The 15,007-nt window shown below is 73.7% G+C and carries 17 protein-coding genes; 5 read left to right on the top strand and 12 right to left on the bottom strand.

Annotated features, from left to right (window positions below):
• Positions 1 to 713: 713 nt before the first annotated feature.
• The 3 genes from CNO22_RS19895 to rph all read right to left on the bottom strand — a co-directional run bounded on the left by CNO22_RS19895 (position 714) and on the right by rph (position 4,658).
• On the bottom strand, positions 714 to 3,164 hold the full coding sequence (locus CNO22_RS19895; protein WP_100501006.1) for a putative bifunctional diguanylate cyclase/phosphodiesterase: 2,451 nt from the start codon (positions 3,162 to 3,164) through the stop codon (positions 714 to 716).
• A gap of 133 nt (positions 3,165 to 3,297) precedes the next feature.
• Positions 3,298 to 3,909: an RdgB/HAM1 family non-canonical purine NTP pyrophosphatase gene (gene rdgB / locus CNO22_RS19890; protein WP_100501005.1), complete on the bottom strand. Its 612-nt coding sequence runs from the start codon at positions 3,907 to 3,909 to the stop codon at positions 3,298 to 3,300.
• Positions 3,906 to 4,658: a ribonuclease PH gene (gene rph / locus CNO22_RS19885; protein ID WP_100501004.1), complete on the bottom strand. Its 753-nt coding sequence runs from the start codon at positions 4,656 to 4,658 to the stop codon at positions 3,906 to 3,908. The genes rdgB and rph overlap by 4 nt, the downstream gene beginning before the upstream one ends.
• A gap of 160 nt (positions 4,659 to 4,818) precedes the next feature.
• On the opposite strand from rph, the gene CNO22_RS19880 reads away from it, so the two are divergent.
• Positions 4,819 to 5,223 carry a YjbQ family protein gene (locus CNO22_RS19880; protein ID WP_100501003.1) on the top strand — a complete coding sequence of 135 codons (405 nt, stop codon included), beginning with the start codon at positions 4,819 to 4,821 and terminating at the stop codon, positions 5,221 to 5,223.
• Between the two features lie 138 nt (positions 5,224 to 5,361).
• Positions 5,362 to 5,850, top strand: coding sequence for a thioredoxin-dependent thiol peroxidase (gene bcp / locus CNO22_RS19875; RefSeq protein WP_232807190.1), 489 nt, complete (start codon positions 5,362 to 5,364; stop codon positions 5,848 to 5,850).
• Between the two features lie 5 nt (positions 5,851 to 5,855).
• On the opposite strand, the gene CNO22_RS19870 is transcribed toward bcp, so the two are convergent.
• From CNO22_RS19870 to CNO22_RS19845, 6 genes are all read right to left on the bottom strand, one after another.
• A complete protein-coding gene (locus CNO22_RS19870; RefSeq protein WP_100501001.1) occupies positions 5,856 to 6,341 on the bottom strand; it encodes a DUF4262 domain-containing protein in 486 nt (161 codons plus the stop codon).
• Between the two features lie 82 nt (positions 6,342 to 6,423).
• Complete coding sequence (gene ligD / locus CNO22_RS19865) at positions 6,424 to 7,380, bottom strand: non-homologous end-joining DNA ligase LigD (RefSeq protein WP_100501000.1); 957 nt, start codon at positions 7,378 to 7,380, stop codon at positions 6,424 to 6,426.
• Between the two features lie 48 nt (positions 7,381 to 7,428).
• The gene (locus CNO22_RS19860; protein WP_100500999.1) at positions 7,429 to 8,169 is read right to left on the bottom strand and encodes an MBL fold metallo-hydrolase; all 741 of its coding nucleotides are present in this window, start codon (positions 8,167 to 8,169) and stop codon (positions 7,429 to 7,431) included.
• A 73-nt stretch (positions 8,170 to 8,242) separates the two neighbouring features.
• On the bottom strand, positions 8,243 to 9,193 hold the full coding sequence (locus tag CNO22_RS19855) for a PLP-dependent cysteine synthase family protein (RefSeq protein ID WP_100500998.1): 951 nt from the start codon (positions 9,191 to 9,193) through the stop codon (positions 8,243 to 8,245).
• Positions 9,194 to 9,243: 50 nt separating this feature from the next.
• On the bottom strand, positions 9,244 to 9,522 hold the full coding sequence (locus tag CNO22_RS19850; protein ID WP_100500997.1) for a ubiquitin-like small modifier protein 1: 279 nt from the start codon (positions 9,520 to 9,522) through the stop codon (positions 9,244 to 9,246).
• 124 nt (positions 9,523 to 9,646) lie between these two features.
• Entirely contained in the window at positions 9,647 to 10,120 is a 474-nt protein-coding gene (locus CNO22_RS19845; protein WP_100500996.1) for a Mov34/MPN/PAD-1 family protein, read from the bottom strand.
• An 85-nt stretch (positions 10,121 to 10,205) separates the two neighbouring features.
• Here CNO22_RS19845 and CNO22_RS19840 point away from each other — a divergent pair, with 85 nt between their 5' ends.
• Complete coding sequence (locus CNO22_RS19840; RefSeq protein ID WP_100500995.1) at positions 10,206 to 10,562, top strand: hypothetical protein; 357 nt, start codon at positions 10,206 to 10,208, stop codon at positions 10,560 to 10,562.
• On the opposite strand, the gene CNO22_RS19835 is transcribed toward CNO22_RS19840, so the two are convergent.
• Together CNO22_RS19835 and clpS are read right to left on the bottom strand one after the other, a co-directional pair.
• Complete coding sequence (locus CNO22_RS19835; protein WP_100500994.1) at positions 10,501 to 10,998, bottom strand: DUF2017 family protein; 498 nt, start codon at positions 10,996 to 10,998, stop codon at positions 10,501 to 10,503. The two genes, CNO22_RS19840 and CNO22_RS19835, sit on opposite strands and share 62 nt — an antisense overlap.
• The gene (gene clpS, locus CNO22_RS19830) at positions 10,995 to 11,291 is read right to left on the bottom strand and encodes an ATP-dependent Clp protease adapter ClpS (protein ID WP_100500993.1); all 297 of its coding nucleotides are present in this window, start codon (positions 11,289 to 11,291) and stop codon (positions 10,995 to 10,997) included. Before clpS ends, CNO22_RS19835 begins: the two co-directional genes overlap by 4 nt.
• A 64-nt stretch (positions 11,292 to 11,355) precedes the next feature.
• On the opposite strand from clpS, the gene CNO22_RS19825 reads away from it, so the two are divergent.
• Both CNO22_RS19825 and CNO22_RS19820 read left to right on the top strand, forming a co-directional pair.
• Positions 11,356 to 12,639 carry a nicotinate phosphoribosyltransferase gene (locus tag CNO22_RS19825; RefSeq protein ID WP_100500992.1) on the top strand — a complete coding sequence of 428 codons (1,284 nt, stop codon included), beginning with the start codon at positions 11,356 to 11,358 and terminating at the stop codon, positions 12,637 to 12,639.
• An 11-nt stretch (positions 12,640 to 12,650) separates the two neighbouring features.
• Positions 12,651 to 13,223, top strand: a complete 573-nt coding sequence (locus CNO22_RS19820; protein WP_100500991.1) for an isochorismatase family protein — start codon at positions 12,651 to 12,653, stop codon at positions 13,221 to 13,223.
• Positions 13,224 to 13,432: 209 nt separating this feature from the next.
• On the opposite strand, the gene serB is transcribed toward CNO22_RS19820, so the two are convergent.
• Positions 13,433 to 14,701, bottom strand: coding sequence for a phosphoserine phosphatase SerB (serB, locus tag CNO22_RS19815; protein ID WP_232807189.1), 1,269 nt, complete (start codon positions 14,699 to 14,701; stop codon positions 13,433 to 13,435).
• Positions 14,702 to 15,007 lie beyond the last annotated feature (306 nt).

Below are 15,007 nucleotides of genomic sequence, written 5' to 3'. Positions count from 1 at the left end.
AGGCCGACCTCGTTGTCCAACCCCAGGGTTGTGACCGATCTGCCGCTCGACGGTCATTGATGGCAGCCTGCCCGCCCTACTTGTTCAGCAGGCTCCTAGGGCCTGTGCACCGGGTGAGGGCGCGTCGTTCGAGAGCGGAATCACAGGGGTTGCATCACCGCAGTTCAGGGGCTTGCTGAGCGTGAGCGGCCCCGGACGGGCAGCGACAAGAACCCGTAGCCTGGTTCAGCAGGCCCGTCGCGCAGTGCTGCCCGGCCCGGCCGCTCTTCCCCTGCACGTCCATCGACCCCGTCGGAGCTCATGAACTCCCCGCGCCCCGAGACGACCGACCGAACCGAGCAGACCGAGGACAAGGACAAGCCACAGAGCGTCCAGCTGAGCGCCACGCAGGTGGCCGCCGGCGCCCTGGCCGCGGTGTCCTCGGCCGTGGTGGCCTCCTTCTTCGGCCTCGCCGGCACCCTGATCGGCGCCGCGCTGGCCAGCGTGATCAGCACGATCAGCGCCGCCCTCTACAGCAACTCGCTGCAGAAGACGAACGAGAAGCTGCGCCGCGCCCGCGGCCAGCTCACCGGGCGCCAGGCGCCGGTCGAGGACACCCGGATCTCCCCAGCGGCCCCGCCGGCGACCCCCGCGACCCAGGTGCTGCCCGCCCACCTCGACCCGCGTCACGCACCGGCGCGGCGCAGCAGGCCCCGCTGGACGAAGGTGGCCGTCTACGCCGCCGCCGTCTTCGTCATGGCCATGGGCATCGTCACCGGCATCGAGCTCATCGGGCAGAAGCCGGTGTCCGCGCTCGTCAGCGGCACGGAGACCTCGCGGTCGACGACGATCGGCGCGATCACGAACGCGTCGTCGTCCTCCGAGCAGCAGGACCAGGACCCGTCGTCCCCGTCCTCCCCCACCAGCACCGCGCCGGCGACCGAGACGAGCGCGCCGACCACCGGCTCCGACGAGGAGTCGACGTCGGACGAGGACGAGTCCTCCGACAGCGACGAGACCGGGTCGGCCACACCGACGCGGACCTCCGAGGTGGAGCCGACCACCGACAGGGAGCCGACGGAGTCGTCGGAGTCGTCGGAGAGCTCGTCCCGGGGGGACTCCTCGCAGGACTCGTCGTCGCAGGACGATACGTCGCCCACCGCCGGGGCGCAGCCGACCTCCTGACCCGACGCACGGACGGCGACCGTCGCGTCGAACCAGGCCTCGAGCTGCTCAGCCGTCATCGGCGGGCACAGGTGGTACCCCTGGGCCACGTCGCAGCCCATCGCAGCCAGGCTGTTGCAGGTCGCCTCGTCCTCGACGCCCTCGGCGACGGTGGTCAGCCCCAGGTTGTGGCCGAGCTCGACGACCGACCGCACGATGAGCGCGTTGCTCCGGTCGGCCGCCATGGAGGCGACGAACGAGCGGTCGATCTTCAGCTGGTGCACCGGCAGGTCCTTCAGCTGCGCCAGGGACGTGTAGCCCGCACCGAAGTCGTCGATGGAGAGCGTGACGCCGCACGCGGCCAGCCGGGTGAGGATCCGCCGGGCCCGGTCCGGGTCGGCCGTGATCGCGCTCTCGGTGACCTCGAGCTCCAGGCAGGACGCCGGGACGCGCCAGTGCGCCAACAGCTCGCACACCTCGTCGACGAAGTGCTCGTCGAGCAGGTTGCGCACCGAGACGTTGACGGCCACGGCCATCACCCGGCCGGCGTCCCGCCACCGGGCGCACTGCTCGAGCGCGGCGTCCAGCACGTACCGGGTCAGCGGCCGGATGATGGGCGTGCGCTCGGCCAGCGGGATGAAGTCGCCCGGCGCGATGAGGCCCCGCTGCGGGTGCTCCCAGCGCACCAGCGCCTCGACACCGCTCACGTGGGCGCCGGGGAGTGCGACCTTCGGCTGGAAGTGCAGGACCAGCTCCCGGTTGTCGATGGCCCGGCGCAGCTGACCGAGCAGGCCCAGCCGTTCGGGGCTGTGCTCGTTGAGCGAGGCGTCGTAGACGCAGACGCCCAGACCGCGCTCCTTGGCCGAGTACATCGCGATGTCGGCGTTCTGCAGCAGCGACTCCACGTCGTCCCCGTGCGCGCCGGACAGCGCGATGCCGATGCTGGCGTCGACGTCCAGGGAGACGCCGTCCACCTCGATGGGCGCCTCCATCGCCACCAGCGCCCGGCCGGCCAGCTGCCGGGCGGACTCCTCGTCGTCGATGCGGGACAGCAGGACGGCGAACTCGTCACCGCCCAGCCGGGCCACCGTGTCGCCGCCCCGGACCGTGGCCCGCAGCCGGTCGGCCACCGCCTGCAGGACGACGTCGCCGTAGGCGTGGCCGAGGGTGTCGTTGATCTCCTTGAACCGGTCCAGGTCGATGAGCACCAACCCCACCGCGCCCGGGTGGCAGCCGGCCAGCGCACCGTCGACACGCTGGCGCAGCAGGGTGCGGTTGGGCAGGCCGGTCAGCGCGTCGTGCAGCGCCAGCTGCCGGTTGCGCTCGGCCTGTGCGACGGTCTCCCGCCGGCTGCGGGTGAGCACCAGGGTGAACCAGGCGACGAGCCCCAACCCGACGCCGAACAGGACCGGCGTGGCGACCAGCAGGACCCGCTGGACGTCCTCCATGGACTCCAGCGACGCGTTGGCCTCGTCCCAGTGCTCGGCGGCCTCCTCCTGGATGAGGGTCTCGAGCGCCTCGAGGTGCGGGTCGACGTAGACCTCCTCGTACGGCTCGGCGATGCCGGGGTTGTCCCTGGTGGCCACCAGGAGCTGCCCGACCGCGTACTCGTACCGGGCGTGCAGTCGCAGCCACTCGTCGATCAGCTCGCCGTGGCCGGTGCCCGCGACGGCACCCATCTCGCGGATCGCCGTCCGGGTGTCCGCGCCGGCCGCCTCGAACGCCGCCCACTGGCCGGCGTCACGCTCGGTCGCGAGCTGGTCGACCAGCGCCTCCTGGTGCAGGAGCGAGCGCTCGGCCACCTTGGACCACTCCGACACCGCGGCGCTCTCCCGGGCCTGTGCGGTCGCGCGGGCGTTGGTCACCGCGGCGGTCACGGAGAAGACGGTGAGCACGGCCAGGACGGCGACGAGGCCGGCGGTCGCGGAAGCAGCGGACAGCCGCAGGCGGGCACCGCGCTGCGCGCGGGCCCGCGGTTCCCGTCGCCACGGCCTGGTGTGCCGGCGGCTGCGCTCGTGCATGGCCCCTCGTCGTCCCTGCACCCGCCTCGTGCAGGTGACGGGGACCAGATCGGACGATCCCGTCCCCGAGTGGACTCCGGCGCGGCGCCCCCACCCCTTCCGGGGGACGACGGACGGCCGCCGGACCGGCCGGTCAGGACCGGCCGAGCAGCTCCGCGACCAGCGGGACCAGCGCGGCGAAGGCCTGGCCGCGGTGGCTGCGCGCGTCCTTCTCCGCCGCGGTGAGCTCGGCCGCGGTGCGTTCCAGGCCGTCGGGGAGGAACACCGGGTCGTAGCCGAAGCCGTTGCTGCCCCGCGACTCCCGGACCACCCGGCCGCGCCACGACCGCTCGAGCACCCGCTCGGCGCCGTCCGGCGTGACGAGTGCGGCCGCGCAGACGAACGCCCCGCCGCGACGCTCGTCGGGGACGTCGGCCAGCTGCCCGAGCAGCAGTGCGGTGTTCGCGGCGTCGTCCCCGTGCCGGCCCGACCAGCGCGCCGAGAGGACGCCGGGCATCCCGTTGAGCGCGTCGACGGTCAGGCCGGAGTCGTCGGCGACCGCCGGCAGCCCGGTGTACCGGACGGCCTCCCGGGCCTTGAGCAGCGCGTTCTCCACGAACGTGGCGCCGGTCTCGGGCGCCTCCGGATAGTCGGGGACGTCGCGCAGGCCGACCACGGCGACCCCGGGGACGGCCCTCTCCAGCAGCCGCTGCAACTCGGCGAGCTTGCCGGGGTTGCGGGTGGCCAGGAGCAGCCGGTCGCTCATCGGACGCCGGCCTGCTGCAGGGCCAGGGTCTGGACGCGGGTCAGCTCGGCGCACCCGCCCACCGCCAGGTCGAGCAGCGCGTCGAGCGTGCCGCGGTCGAAGACGCCGTTCTCCGCGGTGCCCTGCACCTCGACGAAGCTGCCGTCGCCGGTGCAGACGACGTTCATGTCGGTGCCGGCGCGGACGTCCTCCTCGTAGGCCAGGTCCAGCCGCGGCTGCCCGTCGACCACGCCGACGCTCACCGCCGCGACCGACTGCACGACGGCGTTCGCCTTGGCCAGCTTCTTGCGCTCGCCGAGCCACGACACGGCGTCGGCCAGGGCCACGTAGGCGCCGGTGATGGCCGCGGTCCGGGTGCCGCCGTCGGCCTGCAGGACGTCGCAGTCGATGGCGATGCTGTTCTCGCCCAGCGCGCCCAGGTCGATCGCGGCGCGCAGCGAGCGGCCGATGAGCCGGCTGATCTCGTGGGTGCGCCCGCCGATGCGACCCTTGACCGACTCGCGGTCGCCACGGGTGTGCGTCGCGCGGGGCAGCATCGCGTACTCGGCGGTGACCCAACCCAGGCCCGAGCCCTTGCGCCAGCGCGGCACCCCCTCGGTGACGCTCGCCGCGCAGAGCACGCGGGTGCGACCGAACTCGACGAGCACCGAGCCCTCGGCGTGGTCGAGCCAGTTGCGGGTGATCGTCACGGGACGGAGCTGGTCGGCCGCCCGGCCGTCGGGACGCGGGCTCGCGGCTGCTGCGGTCACGTGCGCCGACAGTAGTGCGCCGCCGCGGCACCGGTCCCGCCGCGGTGGGCCGGTCCCCGGGGTCCGGTGCTCCTTCGGGCAGGGACGGGGCAGGGCTCCACGCCGGCCGGGACAGCACGTGCTCGCGGTGCGACCCGGAGGGTCGCGGTCTAATCGCGCCATGCGATCTGAGCTGCGGACGGTCCGGACCGGAGGCGTGCCCACGGTGGTCGACCTCACCGACGAGTGCGCCGAGTTCGTCCGGACCGAGGCGGACGGTCTGCTGCACGTCTTCGTGCCGCACGCGACCGCGGGCGTGGCGATCATCGAGACCGGCTCCGGCAGCGACGACGACCTGCTCGCCCAGCTGGACGTCCTGCTCCCCCGGGACGAGCGCTGGCGACACCGGCACGGCAGCAAGGGGCACGGCCGCGACCACGTGCTGCCGGCGTTCGTCCCGCCGCACGCCAGCGTCCCGGTGCTGGAGGGCCGGATGCAGTTGGGCACGTGGCAGCGGATCTGCCTGGTGGACACGAACACCGACAACCCGCAGCGGCACGTCCGGCTGTCGTTCCTCGCCGGCTGACAGCCCCGGGAGCATCGCAGCGAGGAACGAGCGAGGAGCGGACCGGGGCGCGGAAGCCGGCCAAGAGTCACCGCCGGCTGACCCTCACGAGGTGCGCCCCGTGGATCGCGGTGCCCCTTGCACGGCAGGATGACGGGCGTGACCGATACCGACGTCGCCCCCGTCCGCCTGGCCCCCGGTGACCCCGCGCCGGAGTTCACGCTCCCCGACGCCGATGGCAATCCGGTGTCGCTCGCCAGCTACCGCGGCCGCCGGGTGATCGTCTACTGCTACCCCGCGGCCCTGACGCCGGGCTGCACGACGCAGGCCGTCGACTTCACCGCCGCCGCCGGCGACCTGGCCGAGGCGGGCCTGGACATCATCGGCATCTCCCCCGACCCGACCGAGCAGCTGCTGCGCTTCCGCGAGAAGGAGGAGCTGCGGATCACGCTCCTCTCCGACCCGGACAAGCAGGTGCTCGCCGCCTACGGCGCGTACGGGACCAAGAAGCTGTACGGCAAGGAGGTCGTCGGCGTGATCCGGTCGACCTTCGTCGTCGACGCCGAGGGCCGCATCGAGAAGGCCGCTTACAACGTCAAGGCGACCGGGCACGTCGCCAAGCTGCGCCGCGACCTCGGGCTGGACTGAGCGGCTCAGGCCCGCCAGGTGCCGGGCCGCGGCTGGCACTCCGGCCCGCACGGGTACCCCTCCTCCCAGGGGAACTGCCCGTCCGCGTGGCTCCAGGCCAGTTGGAACGCCGGTACCGAGTACTCCGGCGGCCGCTGGTAGAAGCGGTTGGCGCCCAGCACCACCTCGCCCGGGTTCGGTGAGGCCTCGACGTAGAGCCGACCGGCCCAGTCGTCCCAGAGGACCAGTTCGCCGGGCACCAGGTCGCGACCGGCGGCGACCTCCGCGGCCACCCTCTGCAGCACGCCGTGGGTGGTGTCGACGCCCAGCCCGACCAGCACGAGCTCGGGGTGGCCGAGCCCGAACAACCCGATCGTGTAGCCGAAGGGGGGCTCGTCCTCCTCCTCACCGGAGCCGACGTACTGCACCGCCCAGCGGTGCTGCCGGATCACCCGGGCGAGGTGCGCGTCCTCCTGGTCGAGCCAGGCCGTCGTCTGCGGGTCGAGGGGCATGTGCGGAGCCTGCCCGGGCGGGGCACGTGGCCGCCGGCGGGCTGTGGACGGCACCGCCGGCTGTGGAGGGGGCCCCGGACCGTCAGTCCCCCGCCTCCGCGCGGCGGGCGCGGGCGCGGCGCCGGCCCTCGTGCATCGCCTGCACGCGGGCGACCGGGATGGTGTGGCCCTGGGCGACCAGGTCGGCGGGCAGCTCCTGCGGGTCAGGCAGCAGCGCCGTCCACGGGTCGCCGTCCCCCAGCCACTCCGGCGCCGTCCGCACGGTCACGTCGCCGGGCCGCACCGAGGGCAGGTCCGCCCACGACACCGGGGCCGACACCGGCAGGCCCGGCCGGATCCGCGGGCTGTAGGCGGCCACGATCGTCGAGGAGCCCGACCGGGTGGAGTCGAGGAACACCCGGCCGTGCCGGTCCTCACGGATGTAGGCGGTCGTGGCCAGGTCCGGGTCGAGCGCGGCGGCCCGGGCGGCGAGCGCGCGCGTCGCCGCGGCGGCGTCCTCGGGCCCGACACCGCGCACCGGGACGACGACGTGCACGCCCTTGGAGCCGCTGGTCTTCACCGCGCCGGCCAGCCCCGCGTCAGCGAGCGCGTGGCGCACCAGCTGCGCGGCCTCCACCACCACGCCGAAGTCGGCGCCCTCCGGCGGGTCGAGGTCGAGCACGATGCCGGTCGGGTCGGCCTCGGCGCCTGCGAGGAAGAAGGGGACGTGGAACTCGACGGCCCGCTGGTTGGCCAGCCACAGCAGCGTGCGCCGGTCGTCGCAGAGCACCTGGTGCACCTCGCGGTGCGCGCCGTACGACCACACCGGCACGGTGCGCACCCAGTCCGGAGCGCCCTTGGGCACGTTGCGCTGCATGAACGGCTCCTGCCCCGGCCGCACGCGCTTCACCGACAGCGGCCGGCCGGCCAGCTGGGGCACCAGGCGGAAGGCGTTCGCGTCCAGGTGGTCGACCAGCTCGCCCTTGGTGACCTCGAGCCCGTCGCCCAGCGGCGCGTCGAGGCTGGTCAGCCGGACGCCGTCCCGTTCGTCGTCGACCACCGGCCCACCGTGCCCGGCAGCGCGCGACCGGGCAACCGGTCGGTGCCGCTAGACGTCGTAGGTGGCCCGGGGCACGACCAGCTCGGCCGCGGGGAAGACCGCCCGCGCCGACGCCAGCTGCGCCGTCCGGTCGATCCAGGCCGGCACGTGGGTGAGCAGCAGCCGGCCGACCCCGGCCGCGGCGGCGTGCTCGCCGGCCTCCCGGCCGGTGAGGTGCAGGTCCGGCGGCAGGCCGGGGACGTCGGGGTGCGCGGCCTCGGCCAGCAGGACGTCGGCGCCGCGGGCGAGCTCGACGACGGCGGCGCTGGCGCCGGTGTCCCCGGTGTAGACCAGCGACCGGCCACCGGCGGTCAGCCGGACGGCGTGGCACTCGACCGGGTGGGCGGTGCGCACCGTCCGCACCTCGAAGGGCCCGAGGTCGAACGGCGCGCCGGTGAGGACGGCGAAGTCGAAGACGTCCTCCAGCGGCGCGCCGTCCCCGTAGTAGGCCGCCGCCAGCCGCCGGTCGGCGCCCGCCGGGGCGTAGAGGGGCACCGGCTGCCGCCGGGAGCGACCCGAGTAGCGGTGCCAGACGATGAAGGGGGCAACGTCGAGGCAGTGGTCGGCGTGCAGGTGCGACAGGTACAGCGCGTCGATCGTGGCGGGGTCGACGAGGGCCTGCAGCGTCCCGAAGGCGCCGTTGCCCAGGTCGAGCAGCACGCGGAAGCCGTCGTGCTCCACCAGGTAGCTCGAGGCGGGGGACGACGGCCCCGGACCGCTACCCGAGCAGCCGACCACCGTGAGCCTCACCCGACCGCCCCCCGCTGCTACGCCAACGTCGCAGGTCAGGCTAACCGCAGGAGTGGGGAGACCGGGCTCACGCTCAGGCCCACAGCTGGCCCTCGAGCGCGGAGGTGGCCTCCTCCAGCGTGCCCGCGTAGGCACCGGTGGACAGGTACTTCCAGCCGCCGTCGCAGACGATGAAGACGATGTCGGCCTTGCGGCCGGCCGCGACCTCCTTGTCGGCGATGCCCAGCGCGGCGTGCAGGATCGCGCCGGTCGAGATCCCGGCGAAGATGCCCTCCTGCTCGACCAGCTGGCGGGTGCGCCGGACGGCGTCCTGCGGCCCGACGCTGAACCGGGAGTCCAGCAGCGCCGGGTCGTAGAGCTCGGGCACGAACCCCTCGTCGATGTTGCGCAGCCCGTAGACCAGCTCGCCGTAGCGCGGCTCGGCCGCGATGACCCGCACCTCGGGCTTCTTCTCGCGCAGGTAGCGGGAGACGCCCATGAGCGTGCCGGTGGTGCCGAGCCCCGCGACGAAGTGGGTGATCGAGGGCAGGTCGGCCAGGATCTCCGGGCCGGTGCCGGTGTAGTGCGCTTCGGCGTTGGCCGGGTTGCCGTACTGGTAGAGCATCACCCAGTCGGCGTGCTCGGCGGCGAGCCCCTTCGCGACGGCGACGGCCTGGTTGGACCCCCCGGCGGCCGGGGAGCTGATGATCTGAGCGCCGTACATCTCCAGCAGCTGGCGCCGCTCGACCGAGGTGTTCTCGGGCATGACGCAGATCAGCCGGTAGCCCCGCTGCCGGGCCACCATCGCCAGCGAGATCCCGGTGTTCCCGCTGGTCGGCTCGAGGATGGTGTCGCCCGACTTGAGCCTCCCCTCCTTCTCCGCCGCCTCGATCATCGAGATGGCGGCCCGGTCCTTGATCGACCCGGTGGGGTTGTGGTCCTCGAGCTTGGCCCACAGCCGGACGTCAGGGGTCGGCGACAGGTTCGGCAAGCCCACGAGCGGGGTGTTGCCGAGCGAGTCGACGAGGGAGGCGAAGCGGGCCATGGGGAGTGCTCTTCCGGGAGACGGGCGGGGGCGCTGCGAGCGACGGACGCTCAGCAGCCGCCGGCGACCGCCGGGAGGATGGTGACCGAGTCGCCGTCCTTGACCTGGGTGTCGAGCGCACCGGTGAAGCGCACGTCCTCGTCGTTGACGTAGACGTTCACGAAGCGGTGCAGCTTGCCCTCCTCGGTCACGAGGCGGTTCTTCAGACCCGGGTGCTTGGCGTCGAGGTCGTCGACGAGCGCGGCCAGGGTGTCCCCGTTGCCCTCGACGGTCTTGTTGCCGCCGGTGTGGGTGCGCAGGATGGTCGGGATCCGGACCTCGATGGCCATGGCGTGCTGTTCTCCTCGGGACTCAGGGGGTTGCTGCTGCGCGAGCGCGCAGCGGACGTGCGTCTGACGGGCCAACGCCCGGGGGCCGCCGGGTCATTCCGAGCTCGGCGGCGCGACGACGGTCTCAGTCGTAGACGACGGTGGTCGGCGAGTGGCCGAACAGGTAGGACTCGACGACCTCGACGTCCTCCTCGGTGACGACGCCGTCGACGATGCGGAAGCTGCGGAACTCGACCTCGTCGTCGGTCAGGCCGGTCCGGTCGCCGTGGTGGCGGGTCGAGACGAGGACGTAGTGCGCGTCCGGCTCGGACGCGTAGCTGATGTCGGTCCGCGAGGGGTAGGCCTCGGTCGCGGTGTGCGAGTGGTAGATCACCACCGGCACCTCGTCGCGGTCGTCCATCTCCCGGTACAGCCGCAGCAGGTCACCGGAGTCGAACTCGTAGAACGTGGGCGACCGCGCGGCGTTCAGCATCGGGATGAAGCGCTCGGGGCGGTCGCTGCCCTCGGGGCCGGCGACGACGCCACAGGCCTCGTCCGGGTGGTCTTCCCGGGCGTGAGCCACGATGGCGTCGTAGGTCGCGCGGTCGATGCGCAGCACGTCGTCCAGTCTAGGCGGCCCGCCGGGGTCATCCCCCGATCGGGCCGGGTCCGTAACGCGGGACCACCCGATACGGTGCCCGGTCGTGGTCCTGGAGCTGCTGATGATCGCCGGTGTGCTGGCCGTGGCGATGCCCGCACTGGTGCGCGGGACGTCCGGGCTGCGCCGCCGCAGTGGCCACTACAGCAGCGACGTCACCGCCGACCGGATCTCCCTGGTGCTGCTGGTGACCGGCCGGCTGCTGACGCTGCTGCTGGTCGCGCTGCTCTCGCTCGTCGTCCTGGTCAGCGCCGTCGGGGCGATCGTGCGCGACCTGGAGATGCCCGGCCTGGTGTCGGTGTTCTTCGTGCTCGACCTGCTGCTCGCGACGCTGGTCGTGCTCACCTCCGGCCGGCGCGACCGGCGGCGAGTGCGTCGACGAGCGACCCCTGCAGCCCGGTGAGCCAGTAGTAGACGGCCAACTGCTGGCCCTCCTCGCTGGCGAGGTCCTCCGGCGGCTCGGTGTCCTCGTGGATGTCGAGCCGGGTGCCCAGCGCCAGGCGCAGGTCGTTGCTGGTGCGCAACCACGCAGCTGCCTGCTCGGGGTCCAGCCGCACGGTCCCGCCGTCCGTCGGCAGGCTGGCGCGGACCGTGGCGAGGTCGTCGGCCTTCCCCGCCCGCAGCGCCGACTCGGTCAGCTCGCGGTAGTCGGCGGCCAGCTCGGGGTCGCTGCGGTGGCCGGCGGGCAGCAGCCGGTCGAGCACTGGGTCGCCGGCGACGTCCTCGGCCTCGGCGGTGAGCAGCTGCTCGAGCTGGTCGAGCAACAGCGCGACGATGCCGGCCTCGGCCGGCTCGAGCCGCGCCACCAGCTCGTCGCCCCTGCGGCGGAACGGTCTCATGCGTCCCGCTGGTAGCTGGCCCACAGGCCGTAGGCGTGCAGCCGGCTGGTGTCGTGCTCCATCCGTTCCCGCGGGCCGGAGCTCACGATCGCCCGGCCCTCCTCGTGCACCTGCAGCATCAGCGTGGTCGCCGTCGGCTCGTCGTAGCCGAACAGCTCCTGCAGCACGTAGGTCACGTAGGTCATGAGGTTGACCGGGTCGTTCCAGACGATGGTGACCCAGGGCCGGTCGAGGTCGCCGTGCTCCTCGACGGTCTCCTCCGGCGTCCGTGTCGGCGCGAGTGGTCCGGCCACGGCTCCACTGTAGGAGACGCGCCCGGGCCGTGACCCACCTGCGCCCCGCCTAGGCTCCTCAGCCATGCCGACGGGTCCCGCCCTGCTCACCGACCGGTACGAGCTGACCATGGTCGCCGCGGCGCTGGCCGACAGCACCGCCGACCGCGACTGCGTCTTCGAGGTCTTCGCCCGGCGGCTGCCACACGGCCGCCGCTACGGCGTCCTCGCCGGCACCGGCCGGCTGCTGGAGGTGCTGCCCGACTTCCGGTTCACCGACGAGGACCTCACCGCGCTCCGCGAGCAGGGGCTCACCGACTCCCGGCTGCTGGACTGGCTGGCCGGGTTCCGCTTCAGCGGGGACGTCGACGGCTACGCCGAGGGCGAGCTCTTCTTCCCCGGCTCCCCCGTGCTGACCGTCCGCGCGCCGTTCGCCGAGGGGGTGCTGCTCGAGACCCTCGTGCTCTCGGTGCTCAACCACGACAGCGCCATCGCCTCGGCCGCGGCGCGGATGGTGTCCGCCGCCTGCGAGCGCCCGTGCATCGAGATGGGCTCGCGGCGCACGCACGAGGAGGCCGCGGTCGCCGCCGCCCGGGCCGCCTACCTGGTGGGCTTCGCCGCCACCTCCAACCTGGAGGCCGGCCACCGCTACGGGGTGCCGACGACCGGCACCAGCGCGCACGCCTTCACCCTGCTGCACGACGACGAGGCCGCCGCCTTCCGCGCCCAGGTCGCCGCCCTGGGCGTCGGCACCACGCTGCTGGTCGACACCTACGACGTCGACCAGGGCATCCGGACGGCGGTCGAGGTGGCCGGGCCGGAGCTCGGCGCGATCCGGCTGGACTCCGGCGACCTGCCCACGCTGGCCACGCACGCCCGCGAGCTGCTGGACTCCCTCGGCGCGACCGGCACGCGGATCATCGTCACCAGCGACCTCGACGAGTTCGCCATCTCCGGGCTGATGGCCGCCCCCGTCGACGGCTACGGCGTCGGCACGTCGCTGGTCACCGGCTCCGGCGCCCCGACCGCCGGGATGGTCTACAAGCTGGTCGAGCGGGACGGCGTCCCGGTGGCCAAGCGCTCCGAGGGCAAGAACTCCGTGGGTGGCCGCAAGTACGCCGTCCGCCGGCACGACTCCGCCGGGACGGCGACGGCCGAGGTGGTGACCAGCGAGCCGGTGCTGCCTCGGAAGGGTGACCGGTCGCTGATCGTGGAGCTGGTCCGCGGCGGGGAGCCCTGCGCGCCGGCCACGCCGCGGGAGGCGCTGACCGCCGCCCGCGCCCACCACCAGAGGGCGCGCGGGGCGATGCCTGCGGAGGCGTTCGCGCTGTCCCGCGGGGACTGCGCCATCGAGACCGTGACGGCCTGAGGAGGAGACCGATGACCCGCGCCCTGGTGGTCGTGGACGTGCAGAACGACTTCTGCGAGGGCGGCAGCCTCGCCGTCGCCGGCGGGGCGGACGTCGCCGCGGCGATCAGCGCGCACGTCCGCGCGCACGCCGCCGACTACGCGCACGTGGTGGCCACCCGCGACCACCACGTCGACCCCGGCGGCCACTTCGCCGAGCAGCCGGACTACGTGGAGACCTGGCCGGCGCACTGCGTGGTCGGCACCGACGGCGTCGAGCTGCACCCCCGGCTGGAGCGTGAGCCCATCGAGGCGGTGTTCGACAAGGGCGAGCACGCCGCCGCGTACTCCGGCTTCGAGGGGCGCTCGGACGGCGTCCCCCTGGCCGAGTGGCTGCGCGCCCACGGGGTGGACGCCGTGGACGTCGTCGGCATCGCCACCGACCACTGCGTGCGGGCGACCGCGCTGGACGCCGTCGGTGAGGGCTTTGCGACCCGGGTGCTGCTGCCGCTCACCGCGGGCGTCAGCGAGGCGACCACCGACGCCGCGCTGGAGCAGCTGCGCACCGCCGGCGTGGAACTCGAGGGCTCGGTCCACCGCCCCTGAGTGGAGGGGACGACTTCGGGGAACGCGCGCCCCGAGCGGGCGCTCGGGCAGCACCTTCCCCGGAGTTGCACCCGAGGTGCGCCGCCCCGCGAGGGTGTCCTGACGAGTGGCGACCCGGAGGGTTCCCCGAGGAAGGACAAGGGGGGCTCAGCGCCCGCCGGGGACGGCACGTGGCCGCGGTGTCGCCCGGAGGACGACAGACAGCACAGTCACACCGCGTCGAGGACCTCGTCGCGGGTGAAGCCGAGCACCTGCAGGACCGCGTCGAGGTAGGGCTGGTTGAGCGCGGTGTGGGCCTGCTCGCGCACGTAGGGCTTGGCGTTGAAGGCGATGCCCAGCCCGGCGACGCCCAGCATGTCGAGGTCGTTGGCGCCGTCGCCGACGGCCACCGTCTGGTCCAGCGGGATGCCGTACCGGGCGGCGAAGCGGGCCAGCGCGCGGGCCTTGCCGGCGCGGTCGACGATCTCCCCCACCAGGCCGCCGGTGAGCCGCCCGTCGGCCACCTCGAGGGTGTTGGCGGCGGCGAAGTCCAGGCCGAGCTGCTCGGCCAGCGGGTCGGTGATCTGGGTGAAGCCGCCGCTGACGATGCCGCAGCGGAACCCGAGCCGCTTGAGCGTGCGGATCAGCGTGCGCGCTCCAGGCGTGAGCACCAGCGCCTCGCGGACCTCGTCGAGCACCTCGACCGGCAGCCCTTCGAGCGCGGCCACGCGGGCCCGCAGCGACTGGGCGAAGTCCAGCTCGCCGTTCATCGCCGCGGCGGTGATCTTGGCGACCTCGGCGGCCCGGCCGGCACGTGCGGCGAGCTCGTCGATCACCTCGCCGCGCACCAGCGTGGAGTCGACGTCGAGCACGATGAGCCGCTTGCTGCGGCGGGCCAGGCCGACCTGCTCGACGGCGATGTCGGCGCCGCTGGTCGAGGCGACCGACGCCAGGGCGATGCGCAGCTCGGTGGCCTCCGCACCGGAGACGGTCAGCTCGAAGCTGGTCACCGGGTAGTCCGACAGCCGGCGGATCGCCTCGATGTTGCCGCCGATGCCGGCGATGGCCGACGCGGCGCCGGCCACGGCCTCCGGCGGCACCGGGCGGCCGAGCAGGATCACGTGGTGCGGGCGGCCCTCGGGTGCGGCGTCGAGCCCGGCGTCGGCGGCCGACTCCACCTGGACCCGCATCCCGGTCGCCTCCGCGACCTCGGCGGCGAGCCGTTCGAGCGCGGCGAGGAACCGGTTCTCCTCGACCGGCCCGCCCTCCGCGGGCAGTGCACCGACGACGACGCCGAGCACCAGCTGCCCGTGGACGACGACCTGCTCGACGTCGACCACCTCGACCGGAGGGAGGTCTCCCCCGGGCGCGGCGAGGGCGGCGAACAGCCGCGCGGTGACCCCGCGCCGGTCGCCGCCGGAGACGGTCAGCAGCGCCCGCGGTGCGCAGACGGCGGACGGCGACGGACGCGGGGCGGGGTCGAGCGGCACGGCCGTCATCCTCTCGCACCGCGCTCCGGCGTCCTGCCACCGGCCCGGGCCGGCACCGGACCGGCCCGGACGCGGCGACGCCCCGCCGGCCGAGGCCGACGGGGCGTCGCTGGTGGTTCCCTCCCTGCCTCCTATACACCTCTGACGCTGCCGACGCCTCCTTTTGTGTCGACCCCCGCTGTCGCTGTTCTCTATATCACACGCTGCCACCTAACCTTTCACGTTATCGCTCGAACACTGTCTTTCCTATACATCTCACTTCACTATCACCAAGCACTCCGCACTTCTCACGCTAACATCTAGACCACACGCACT

Origin of the sequence: Geodermatophilus chilensis (genome assembly GCF_002802985.1) — a bacterium.
GTDB classification, from domain to species: Bacteria; Actinomycetota; Actinomycetes; order Mycobacteriales; family Geodermatophilaceae; genus Geodermatophilus; species Geodermatophilus chilensis.
Note: the sequence above shows the minus strand (reverse complement) of the source record. Positions and strands in the feature narration are given on the sequence as shown.